Raw genomic sequence first — 12,541 nt, forward strand, 5'->3', positions numbered from 1 at the left:
AAATCCGCTAGTACTAAACCATCATTTGTTTCTTCTGTAAAGTTTTGATCTGTAGCTTTTACAATTGCCATTGATAATTCCTCCTCGAACTCTAATCTGTTTAGAGTATATCACTCTTTTATTTTGAGTGACTAATAATTTGTTTATACCCTATTTAAACATGGAAAAAAGCCGAAGCCAAATAATCGGCTTCGGCTTTAACACAGTTATGCATTCACTTTCATTTGTTTCACTTCATCCACAAGCTTAGGTACAACGTCGAACAAGTCTCCTACAATACCGTAGTCGGCAACGTTGAAAATGTTTGCTTCTGGATCTTTATTGATGGCTACTATGACTTTTGAGTTGGACATCCCTGCCAGATGCTGGATCGCTCCTGAAATACCGCAAGCGATATATAGATCCGGTGTTACAACTTTACCGGTTTGACCAATTTGTAAAGAATAGTCGCAGTAACCTGCATCACATGCTCCTCGTGACGCCCCAACTGTACCACCTAAAACCTCAGCTAGTTCGTTTAATGGCTCGAAACCTTCAGAGCTTTTCACTCCGCGGCCGCCGGCAACGATCACTTTAGCCTCGGATAAGTCTACACCATCGGAAGACTTACGGATGATATCTTTGATAATCGTACGGATGTTTTTGATCTCTACATTCTTCTCTGTAACTTCTCCAGCGAGTGAATCATCTCGCTCAGCAGCAGGAATATTATTCGGACGAATTGTAGCAAACACAAGACCATCGGTGATTTCTTTTTTCTCGAAAGCTTTACCGGAGTAAATTGGACGTGTGAAGACAATATTTCCACTCTCAGCTACAACCTCAGTCGCATCTGAAATCAGTCCAGATTCCAATTTACTTGCAAGCTTAGGAGTCAAGTCTTTCCCGATAGCCGTGTGGCCCATAATAATTCCTTCAGGTGATTCATCCTCAATCACCTGATAAACGGCCTGACTGTACCCATCAGATGTATACGTTTTCAATTCTTCGTTTGAAATAGTGATGACACGAGTCGCCCCATGATAAACCATCTCTTGGCCCATTTCGCTAAGGTCGCCTGCTCCACAAAGCACGCCGACAACTTCACCACCATCACTCACGATATTGGCTGCAGCAATGGCCTCGAACGTAACATTTCGTAATGAACCTTCTCTAGCTTCTCCGATCACTAACACTTTTTTACTCATAACGATTCTCCTTTCCCTTATCTATTTACAGTACTTTCGCTTCAGTTTTTAATAAGGATACAAGTTCTTTCACTTGATCATCGATTTCGCCTTCCAGGACTTTACCGGCTTGTTTTTCAGGCGGAAGGAAAATTTCAGTTGTTTTCGTCTTCGGCTCTACATCGTCTTCATCTAAATCAAGGTCATCGATTTCCAGTTCATCTAAAGGCTTTTTCTTCGCCTTCATAATGCCTGGTAAAGAAGGATAGCGTGGCTCGTTCAACCCTTGCTGACAAGTGACAAGCAATGGAAGGGAAGTATCTACCTTCTCGACATCCCCTTCTACGTCGCGCTCGATGTGAACCGATTCTCCGTTTATTTCAATACTTGTAATCGTGGTTACACAAGGAATATCAAGTCGCTCGGCTAAACGTGGACCTACTTGACCACTTGCTTCATCAATGGCTACGTTACCACCAAGAATGAGGTCAACCTCACGATCTGCAAAGAAAGCTTCCAAAATCTTGACCGTTGTGAACTGGTCACCTTCCTCTAAATCATCCTCAGTATTAATAAGCACAGCTTTGTCTGCACCCATTGCTAGAGCTGTGCGCAATTGCTTCTCAGCGTCTTCTTCACCGATCGTCACGACCGTCACTTCACCGCCGTGCTCATCGCGAAGATTGATTGCTTCTTCAACGGCATATTCGTCATATGGATTAATGATGTATTCCGCACCATCATCCTCAATTCTTCCATTATTGACTGCAATTTTTTCCTCTGTGTCAAAAGTTCTTTTTAATAAAACGTAAATGTTCATGTACATTACCTCCTGAACTATTGATCATTAAATTTAGGTTTTCTTTTCTCAATAAATGCCTGTATGCCTTCTATTGCATCTTCGTTGCCAAATACTTCGCCAAATGCCTGTGCCTCTGCATTAATGCCTTCATTGAATTGAGGTGTAAAAGCATAAGGGACAAGCTTCATGATGTGTTGAATGGTCGGGCCACTCTTCAACGAGATCGTATGAGCGAGCTTTTCAGCTTCTTGGAAAAGTTCCTCAGAAGCAAAGCTTTTGTTCGCTAACCCTGCTGAAACAGCTTCTGAACCAGTAATCGGTACTCCAGTCAATATCATTTCATACGCTTTTGCAGCCCCTACATACCTCGGCAAGCGCTGGGTTCCAGCAAATCCTGGGATAATCCCTAAATTCAGCTCTGGAAGGCCGAGTTTTGCATCATCAGCTACATAGCGGATATGACAGGACATAGCCAGTTCCAGTCCCCCTCCCAACGCAGCGCCGTGTATGGCTGCGATGACAGGAATATGGAAGTTCTCTATCCGGTTGAACAATTCTTGCCCCTTAGATGCAAGGTGTTTGTAATCTGAAGCCCCTTGCAGCGAAGTGAATTCCTTAATATCTGCTCCAGCGGAGAAAAACTTCCCTTCTCCTTTCAACAAAATAGCTTTAATAGATGGATCTTGTTCAACCCTGTCCAATTCCTCTGATAAATCATTTAATATGTTTGTTGAAAGAGCATTCGCTGGCGGACTTTCAATTGTAATTTCAGCTACATGTTCTTTCACTTGCAGAGTTAATGTTGACAATCGCTCTCTCTCCTTATTACTAATCTGAATGGGCTAATCCATGAATGATCAAGCTATGGACTTCTTTCGCCTGTTCAACTATGTTATGTCGTTGTTCTTTCATGACCCAATTGGTCACCGTCTCATCCATCGTTCCAAAAATCATTTGACGAACAAGACGGCGATCCATGCCTTTACGGAACAACTTTTCTTCTACACCTTCTTGAACAATTTGATCAATGACGTTCAAATACCTTTTTAACACTTCATTGATTTTTTGTCTCAATTCTTTATTCGATTGACGAAGTTCTAATTGAGTCACAATCGCCAAGTGGTGATCTGCAGCCAGCTGTTTGAAGTGTGTCTCGATCAAAGTAAGAAGCTTCTCTTCAGCTGTTTGCCTAGAAGTGGTTTCCTGCTCGATCCTTTCAATGAACTGCCCCATTTTTTCTTGAAAAAGGGAAACGAGAATATCCTCTTTGTTCTTGAAATAAAGGTAAATTGTACCATCAGCCACTCCAGCTTTTTTCGCAATTTTTGACACTTGAGAGGAGTGGTATCCATTTTCTGCGATCACTTCAACCGCGGCCTCAATTATTTGTTTGTATTTTGGTTTGTTTTTCTTCAATAATATCTCCTGCCTTATGAATCGTGAAAATGAATGAACGGTCATTCACCTATTATATTACAGCCCAAAAAATATTCTGTCAACTTTTCTTCAAGAATTCTTTTTCAGCTTTTAAACACTCTCTGATTCTTCTAATTTTCTCTTCTCCTCCTCGACGAGCGTGCGGCGCAGGATCTTACCTACAGCGGTTTTAGGAAGCTCGTCGCGGAATTCGTAAATACGGGGTACTTTAAAAGCAGCCATATGCTTACGGCAATACTCATTCAATTCATCCTCTGTAATATCACTCCCCTGTTTTTTAACAATAAACGCTTTGACTGTCTCCCCTCGGTAAGGGTCAGGGATCCCCACGACTACTGCTTCTTGAACTTCAGAGTGCTCATAAAGAACCTCTTCTACTTCTCGAGGATAGATGTTGTATCCGCCTGCGATAATCATATCTTTCTTGCGGTCTACAACAAAGAAATAGCCTTCTTCATTCATGTAGCCCATATCTCCTGTATGGAACCAGCCATCTTCACTTAGAACCTGGGCTGTATCTTCCGGACGGTTCCAATAGCCCCTCATCACTTGAGGACCTTTCACGACGATTTCACCAATTTCTCCAAAATCAGCTTCCTCTTCAGCATCCATTCTAAAGATCTTAGCATCTGTATTCGGCCAAGGAATACCTACACTTCCACTGACACGTTTTCCCCACACTAGATTGGAGTGAGTCACTGGAGAGGTCTCAGTCAGACCATAACCTTCTACCAGTTTGCCGCCTGTCACTTTTTCGAATTCCTCTTGCACTTCCACCGGCAGCGGGGCAGAGCCACTGAGACACGCTTCAATTGATGATAAATCGTACTTTTTCAAGTTGGGGTGGTTCAGTAAAGCGATATAAATAGTGGGAGCTCCGGGGAATAACGTTGGCCGTTGCTTATCTATAACCTTCAAAACCTCTTCAGCATCGAACTTAGGCATTAGGATCATTTTACTCCCCATCATTACGGACAGATTCATGACCGAAGTCATGCCGTAAACATGAAAGAAGGGTAAAACCCCGAGAACTATATCTTTCCCTTCCTCAGATTTATAAAGCCACTGTTTTGACATCTGCGTGTTCACAACGAGGTTGTAATGTGTGAGCATGACGCCTTTCGGAAATCCTGTCGTACCCCCTGTATATTGGAGGAGCGCCAAGTCCTCAACAGGATCAATGTCTACAGGTTTAACTTCTCCAGTGCTTTTTTCGAGGATATGCGGCCAGAGGTGTGTATCGATGGACTGCTCAGGTTTAACGAGTACTTGATACTGTCTTCTTTGAATGAAAGGATAAATTTTATTTTTGGGGAACGGAAGATAATCTTTAATCCCCGTGACGATGATGTGCTCAAGAGAAGTGTTTCCTTTGACGTTTGCTGCTTTCGGATAAAGAATATCCAGACAGATGATCATCTTAGCTCCAGAATCCATCAGCTGGTATTCCAACTCCCGCTCCATATAAAGAGGGTTGGTTTGAACAACGATTCCTCCAGCAAGCAAAATTGCATAATAGGAAATGACCGACTGCGGACAATTCGGAAGCATGATCGAAACTCGATCCCCTTTTTCCAAACCTAACTCCTGCAGGTAGCTTGCCAAAGCTTTTGCTTGTTCATGAACTTCTTTGTAGGTTAATTCTTTCCCCATAAAATAAAGCGCTTTCTTTTCTCCGTATTTTTTTGCACTATCCTCTAAGTAATAGTGCAAAGGCTGTTGATCGTATTCCATTGTAGCAGGGACTTCTGGTGGATAATGTTCATGCCATGGACGATGAAAGGTTGTCATCCCAAAACGCCTCCCCAAAATAGACTTATATAACTATTATAACGATAACAGGTGTATATTTGAATTATAATTTTAAATTTTGAGAAAATTACCATCTCTAACATTGCGCAAATTTATAAATAAAAGGCTGTTCAACAATTTCTTTTTGATTTTAATACTCGCGATTATTTAATTAGCACTCCGTTACCAACAGTAAGAAGACAAGACTGATCTTGCGAGATTAAAAATGAGGCTGGGACATAATTAAAAGCATCCAATCTAGAAACGAACAACTAAGGATTGCTCTGAATGACCGCTTCGGAAAAACACTTCGCTTTTCGCGGGCGGCTGGTAAGCTTCCTCGTGCTGCGCACTGTGGGATCTCACCGATGCCTTCCTCCCGCAGAAGTCTCCGTGTTTTTCCTACGCTGGAATGGTCTAAATTCTTATTTTACATGCTTCGTTTTCATCATCGAAGCATTCTGTCGGAGCGGCCATCCTTCCACCTTACAAGACAGATGTCCGAAGTAAAGGCAAGAATTGGACATGTTGCGCTAGTCTACCATAAAAAACCCGAATGATGGTGAAATCTTATCATAAGAATTTCACCATCATTCGGATTTTAGAATGGCTAAAACACTTTTGTTACAGCCCCTTCTTTTATAATAGGAAAAATAGTACACCTACAATAAAAAAAACCGCTGCAACGACTAGCAATATTTTGGCTAAAGTTTCCATCAAACGTGCTCCTTAAATGATATTCGCTCCTATGACATAGGAAAGCCCGACAGATATGACTAATGAAATGAAACCTACGGCACGATTATCGGCTTCGATTTCTTCATCAATTCTAAAGGATGGGGTTAAAAATTCATAAATGAAATAACCAGATAACAAGAGAACAAAGCCAAAGATGCCCCATCCCATAGTCTGAAGGAGGGAATCATTGTGTTCAATAGAAAAGCGGAAGATGTTGGCGATTCCGAAAATTTTACCTCCTGTAGCCATAGCGACAGCTAAATTCCCGCGCTTAATTTCTTTCCAATTGTTATAGGACGTTACGATTTCAAAAACAGCCATAAATACAATAAGGCATAAGATGACTACACTATATCTTGCGGCAGTTTCCACTAACGTGATTTCCCAAAAACCATCCATTTCGGTCCGCTCCCTTTACTCTGTTCTTAGTTAAGCTCCAATACGGTAACACCGCTGCCACCTTCATTCATTCCACCTGCACGAAAATCAGAAATGTTGCGATGATTCTTAGCAAAGTTTTTAACGGCGGTTCTAAGAGCCCCAGTCCCTTTCCCGTGAATGATCGATACTCTTGGATAACCGGCCAGGACGGCATCGTCGATGTATTTTTCTAATCGGTTTAAAGCATCCTCATAACGCTCACCACGCAGGTCCAATTCGGTTTTCACATGGAAAGCTTTGCCTTTTACTTTGGCCATCGGTTTTTCCTTATAGGGCTGCTCAGATTTTATAAACTCGAGTTCTTTGCGTTTAGCTTTGACCTTCATCACTCCAACCTGGACCTGGAACTCATTTTTCCCCGTCTTCTCCACGATCGTGCCCTGCTGGTTCAGTGTAAGGAGTTTAACTTCGTCTCCCGCCTTTAGTTCACGTTCTTCTTTTTTGGGCTTCGGCGCTGTCTCCTGTTTCTTCTTAGCTAACTCTGGTTTGGCTTCATCAAACATCTTGCGTGCTTCAATCCACTCATGTTCTTTCATTTGAGCCTCGGATTTCATATTACGTATCTGTCCTACAATTTCTTCCGCTTCTTCTCTTGCCTGCTGAATTGCTTTTTCTGCCTTTTCTTCTGCTTTCGCATAAAGCTTCTCACGCTTATCCTCGAATTGATTCCACTTCTCTTGTAATTGTTTTTTCAACTCTTCAGCTTCCTGCAGAATTTGTTCCGCTTTTTCATAATCCTGTTCAGCACCGCGCTTAGACTCTTCTAATGACGCAATCATATTTTCTACACTACGTGAATCAACACCAATTTGCTGTTTAGCAGATTCAATGACCGATTCATCCAAACCAAGCCTTCTTGAAATCTCGAACGCGTTACTTCGACCTGGGACTCCAATCAACAATCTATAAGTTGGCCTTAACGTTTGAATATCAAATTCAACAGACGCATTGATAACACCGTCTCGATTGTACCCATAGGCTTTCAATTCAGGATAGTGAGTCGTAGCAATGACTCTCGCCTGTCTTTGTACGACTTCATCTAAGATCGACATAGCTAGAGCAGCACCTTCCTGTGGGTCGGTACCTGCGCCTAATTCATCAAATAGAACAAGCGACTTATCGTCTACCTGCTTCAATATTTCTACAATGTTCGTCATGTGAGATGAAAAAGTAGACAGACTTTGCTCAATAGACTGTTCGTCACCAATATCGGCATAGACTTCTTCAAATACAGCCAGTTCACACCCATCCATTGCTGGAATTTGCAAACCTGATTGAGCCATTAAAGTACATAGACCGACTAGTTTGAGGGTGACGGTTTTACCGCCGGTGTTCGGTCCAGTTATAACGATCGAAGTGAAATCTTCTCCAATTTCTATATCATTAGGAACGACCTCATCTTCTGAAATCAGCGGGTGCCGGGCTTGGCGCATTTTAATCCGGCCTTCGTCGTTCATTTTCGGCATTGACGCTTTCATCAGCTTCCCTAGTTTTGCCCGTGCAACCATGAAGTCCACATGACCAAGAATCGATACATTATCATAGAGCATGTGATGATCCTCAGCAATGGCTTCAGATAACTCTTTCAATATCTTCTCAACTTCGTGTTTTTCCTGTACGCGCGCTTCTTGGAGCTGATTGTTTAAATCAACGACGGACTGAGGTTCTATAAATAAGGTTGCCCCTGAGGAAGATTGGTCATGGACGATTCCTCCGATAGAACCTCTGTACTCTTGTTTCACTGGCAGGACATACCGGTCGTTCCGAATCGTCACAATCGCATCTGAAAGCATTTTTGATTTCGACTTTGTAAATGCGTCCATCCTTTCGCGTACACGACTTTCGTAAGTCCTAATTTTTGATCGAATTGTACGTAGCTTATCTGAAGCGCCATCCATCACCGTTCCGTGATCATCTATGCACCCACGGATTTGCCGCTCCAATTCCTTAAGCGGTTCGAGTCCTCCGACAAGCTCGCGAAGAATGGGCATCTCTGGTTCTTCCATATCCTCTATAAAACGGCGTAGCTGGCGGCCACCGTATATAGTGCTTGCGATATCCAGACACTCGAGAGCGCTCAATACTCCACCGATCGTCGTCCTCTTCAAACTTGGTTTTATATCAAATATCCCTCCAAGAGGCACGTGTCCTTTCAATCTAAGTACCTGAGCTGCTTCATCCGTTTCTTTCTGTAAAAAGCGGACTTCTTCTAAATCAGAAGAAGGCTTCAATGCAGCCGCTTTTTCTTTCCCTAAGGACGAAGCTGTCTGTTCGCTTAATTGATCGATTATTTTTTTATACTCCAATACATGAAGGATTCGTTGATTCATTTAGGTCTGTCTCCTTTATTGCTACTCACTGATTCCGAACTTTTTCATCAGCTGGTCTTTCGTCCAAGTATTTATTACGGTTTCTTTCCTTAACCATCCTTTTCTAGCGGTTCCGACGCCTATTCTCATATGATCGAGCATCGGGTAACTGTGAGCATCGGTGTTGATGGCGATATTTACGCCCTCTTCCTGTGCTCTCATGAGCCACTCCCAGTTCAAATCAAGGCGATTCGGATTGGCATTCAATTCTAAAATGGTACCTGTTTCTTTTGCTCCTTCAATCAATTGCTCCAGATTGACGGCATATCCGTCCCTTCTTCCGATCAAGCGTCCAGTCGGATGCGCAATCATATCAACATGCGGGTTCTCTAGAGCGTTTTTCAAACGTTGCATGATTTTCTCTTCAGACTGACTGAAGCTTGAGTGGATGGATGCAATAACAAAATCCATCTCCTTTAAGAAATCATCCTCAAAGTCCAGGCTCCCATCAGGCAGAATATCCATTTCAATTCCTGCAAAGATGTGAAAGTCTTTCATTGATTGATTAATTTTATTTATTTCTTCACGCTGCATACGCAAGCGTTCTTCATTGAGACCATTCGCCACTCTTAAATACTTAGAGTGATCAGTGATAGCGATGAATTCATAGCCTTTGTCTTTCGCACGTTCAGCCATTTCTTTGATCGACTGAGCTCCATCACTCCAGGTTGAGTGCATGTGCAGATCTCCACGGATGTCTGATAGCTCTACTAAATTAACAGGCTCTTTAAATTTTTCAACTTCACCGTAATTCTCTCTTACTTCTGGTGGAATGAAGTGAAGACCAAAATGCTTAAAGAAATCTTCTTCCGTTTCAAATGTTTCCACTTCACCCGTTTCTGTGTTTTCGATTCCATATTCACTGATCTTTTCGTCCTGTTGTTTTGCCAATTGGCGCATGGATACGTTGTGGTCCTTTGAACCAGTAAAATGGTGAAGGGTTGTAGCGAATTCATCAGGAGCAACGATTCGGAAGTCGATGTTGATGTCATATCCTTCACTGACAACTACAGAGACTTTCGTTTCTCCAGATGCGATCACTTCTTTGATATCTGGGTACTCTAAGAGTTCGTCCCTTGTTTCACTCGCGTTCTCAGATGCGATGATGAAATCAAGGTCCTTGATCGTTTCCCTCATTCTTCGCAGACTTCCTGCTCTAGAAAAGCGAGTGAAGGTTTTTGCTTCATTTAAATAGGCTTCGATTTTTTCAGCCAGTGGCAGCATGAGGGCAATTGGCAAACGCTCAGGTCGAGTATTGGCTTCCTCAAGGGCTTTCAGCATTTTTTCAGCCGACTTCTTACCAAAGCCCTCCAGCGCTTCTACCTTTCCACTTTCCAGTGCGGACTTCAAACTCTCGGCGTCTGTAACACCTAATTGCTGATAAAGCTTGGCCAGCTTTTTCCCGCCAAGGCCAGGTAAGTTTAGCAATGGAACCAAGCCTTCTGGCACTTCGGCCTGCAGTTGTTTTAACGTATCTGATTCTTCGTTCTCGATAAACTCATCGATGACCGTAGCTGTGCCTTTTCCAATGCCCTTCATTTTTGTAAAGTCATCGATTTCTGTCAAAGAACGATCATCCCTCTCCAAAGCCTGGGCCGCTTTTCTATATGCAGAGATTTTGAAAGGATTCTCCCCTTTCAGCTCTAAATAGACAGCAATTCTCTCTAATAACTTGATTACTTGTTTTTTATCAACAGCCATATTGATCGACTCCTCAATTCTTATTCATAAAAAAACCGCCATGATCGAAATCATAGCGGCTTCAAAGATCTCCCTATACACTCTTACCACTAGCCAGCTACATGTTCGATCCACAATGTTTTTAATTGCTCAGAAAACACTGGTGTATGTTCAATGATAAGTTGAGCAAGTATCGATCCATCTAACGCATTCTGTACCGATTCAACAGGAACAAGTGCAGCTATATATAAAAGCACAAATAAAATGACGAAGTTTTCAACAAATCCAAGCGCACCGCCTAAAATCTTGTTTAAGGAGTGTAAGATCGGCAATTCCGATACGAAGTCCAACATCGAAGCGATGATATGTAGGATGATTTTCACTCCAAAGAACAGGATTGCAAAGGCTACGGCATTATAAAAGGCTTGCTCTAGAGGCAAGCTGTCTACAAAAACCGCCCAAGAAGTGCCCTCCGGGAGTTCGGGATAAGGAACCCAAAGCGTCAGTTTCGGGGATAGATCATCGTAATACATGACGGCTACGGCAAAAGCCACTATGAACCCGATCAAGTGGAACAACTGAAGGATGAACCCACGTCTCAGGCCGGTAAATATTCCAATTATTAAAATAAGCAGCAACAATATATCAATCATTAGTATTTTCGTCCTCTTCCTCTTTCTTTTCGATATAGTTCATCAGTTCCGTACATTCTTCTTTTAATTTTATATACTCATTCATTGTATTAACAGCGGTCAAAACAGCGAGCTTGGCCGTATCCAGACTTGGATTCGCTTCATGAATTTCACGCATCTTCTGATCGACAAGGCTGGATACCATACGGATACGATGGGGCTCTTCATGACCAACTATAGTGTAAGATCGTTTATTAATCTCCACTGTAATTCTTTTTTTCTCTTGGTCTGATTGCGACACGTCCATACCCCCTAGTTTCTCAATCCTAAACATAATAGTAACACGAAGGGGTTGAATTAGGAAACCAATATGGACGTTTTTAGGAAATGTTCTATTTTTTCCATGACTTTGCTATACTAAGAGAAAAACGTAAGTGGTCTGAAAAGCGACGTATGGACCGGACTGAGCTGGAGGAGATAAAGGAAACACAAAGAACGAAGTGATTTGATGTTAACTTATCGTACAGAAGCGAGGGAAGTCTCACTAGTCGCTGACCACTGGAGTTAGACAATCAAATAGAAAAGCGCAGGCGCCTGACTTATTAATAGATGAGTGTTCAACTAAGTTCGGCACGTCCTGTGCCAACGTTGAACTGACCTTCTTCCTAAGGGCCCTCGACAAGCATAAGACAATCAATGCAGCGGGGTGCACTTGCCCGCGGAGTTGGTTGTCTTATGACCTCGAGAGGCTAGGCGCCGGAGCTGGACAGAGAAGAAATCTGTCCAACTATTTACCAATAAATATAGACTTTTCTTACTTTTACATAGAAAGGACCACACCATGCCACAAGTCGTTTTAAAGCTTACACCGTCTAAGGTGCAAAAAATGAAAGAATTCTATCAAAAACAATTAAAAGCTACCCCGCAAAACGCGTTGTTCGCTGCGAAAACAAGTGCTTGCACCATTACCGCTTATAAATCAGGTAAAGTTCTTTTTCAAGGACAGAACCCTAACGAAGAAGCAAAACGTTGGGGAAAGGTGGAAGACACACCGACACACCAGAACTCAAAAACAAAAAAGACACATGCATACCATCCTGAAAAGAGCCTATTTACTAGTTCACATATCGGTTCAGATGAAGCGGGGACAGGAGATTATTTCGGACCGATCACCGTTGCGGCTGCTTATGTCACCGAGGAACAGATTCCAGTTCTAAAATCTCTCGGAGTCAGAGACTCAAAGAACCTTTCTGATGCCCAAATTACCGAACTGGCTAAAGACATTGTTGCGCTTAAGGTCCCATACAGCCTTTTACGGTTGAATAACAAACGATACAATCAATGGCAAAGGAAGGGATGGTCACAAGGAAAAATGAAAACCATCCTCCACCATCAAGCCTTAGATCGTCTGTTAGAAAAGATTGCTCCTGAAAAACCGACCGGGATTCTGATCGACCAATTTTCTCAGCCGGAAGTTTACCAGAA

At 42.5% G+C, this 12,541-nt stretch carries 11 protein-coding genes; 1 reads left to right on the forward strand and 10 read right to left on the reverse strand.

Annotation, left to right across the window (positions count from 1 at the left end):
* Positions 1 to 206 precede the first annotated feature (206 nt).
* The 10 genes from LD39_RS08200 to zapA form a co-directional block, all read right to left on the reverse strand.
* Complete coding sequence (locus LD39_RS08200) at positions 207 to 1,187, reverse strand: electron transfer flavoprotein subunit alpha/FixB family protein (protein ID WP_035545060.1); 981 nt, start codon at positions 1,185 to 1,187, stop codon at positions 207 to 209.
* Positions 1,188 to 1,212: 25 nt separating this feature from the next.
* Entirely contained in the window at positions 1,213 to 1,986 is a 774-nt protein-coding gene (locus LD39_RS08205) for an electron transfer flavoprotein subunit beta/FixA family protein (RefSeq protein ID WP_035545062.1), read from the reverse strand.
* A 17-nt stretch (positions 1,987 to 2,003) separates the two neighbouring features.
* Entirely contained in the window at positions 2,004 to 2,777 is a 774-nt protein-coding gene (locus LD39_RS08210) for an enoyl-CoA hydratase (RefSeq protein WP_035545064.1), read from the reverse strand.
* A gap of 19 nt (positions 2,778 to 2,796) precedes the next feature.
* On the reverse strand, positions 2,797 to 3,384 hold the full coding sequence (locus LD39_RS08215; RefSeq protein WP_035545065.1) for a TetR/AcrR family transcriptional regulator: 588 nt from the start codon (positions 3,382 to 3,384) through the stop codon (positions 2,797 to 2,799).
* A 111-nt stretch (positions 3,385 to 3,495) separates the two neighbouring features.
* Positions 3,496 to 5,196: a long-chain-fatty-acid--CoA ligase gene (locus tag LD39_RS08220; protein WP_035545067.1), complete on the reverse strand. Its 1,701-nt coding sequence runs from the start codon at positions 5,194 to 5,196 to the stop codon at positions 3,496 to 3,498.
* A gap of 729 nt (positions 5,197 to 5,925) precedes the next feature.
* Positions 5,926 to 6,333, reverse strand: coding sequence for a DUF350 domain-containing protein (locus tag LD39_RS08225; protein WP_035545070.1), 408 nt, complete (start codon positions 6,331 to 6,333; stop codon positions 5,926 to 5,928).
* 26 nt (positions 6,334 to 6,359) lie between these two features.
* The gene (locus tag LD39_RS08230; protein ID WP_035545071.1) at positions 6,360 to 8,705 is read right to left on the reverse strand and encodes an endonuclease MutS2; all 2,346 of its coding nucleotides are present in this window, start codon (positions 8,703 to 8,705) and stop codon (positions 6,360 to 6,362) included.
* 21 nt (positions 8,706 to 8,726) lie between these two features.
* Positions 8,727 to 10,445, reverse strand: coding sequence for a DNA polymerase/3'-5' exonuclease PolX (gene polX, locus LD39_RS08235; protein ID WP_035545072.1), 1,719 nt, complete (start codon positions 10,443 to 10,445; stop codon positions 8,727 to 8,729).
* Positions 10,446 to 10,534: 89 nt separating this feature from the next.
* On the reverse strand, positions 10,535 to 11,077 hold the full coding sequence (locus LD39_RS08240; protein ID WP_035545076.1) for a CvpA family protein: 543 nt from the start codon (positions 11,075 to 11,077) through the stop codon (positions 10,535 to 10,537).
* Entirely contained in the window at positions 11,070 to 11,363 is a 294-nt protein-coding gene (zapA, locus tag LD39_RS08245; protein ID WP_035545078.1) for a cell division protein ZapA, read from the reverse strand. The genes LD39_RS08240 and zapA overlap by 8 nt, the downstream gene beginning before the upstream one ends.
* Before the next feature lie 534 nt (positions 11,364 to 11,897).
* Between zapA and rnhC the strand changes: the two genes are divergently transcribed.
* Positions 11,898 to 12,541 (forward strand): ribonuclease HIII (rnhC, locus tag LD39_RS08250; RefSeq protein WP_035545080.1); only part of this gene is annotated, 644 nt, incomplete at its 3' end.

It is taken from the genome of Halobacillus sp. BBL2006 (assembly GCF_000786645.1).
Taxonomy (GTDB): Bacteria; Bacillota; Bacilli; order Bacillales; family Halobacillaceae; genus Halobacillus.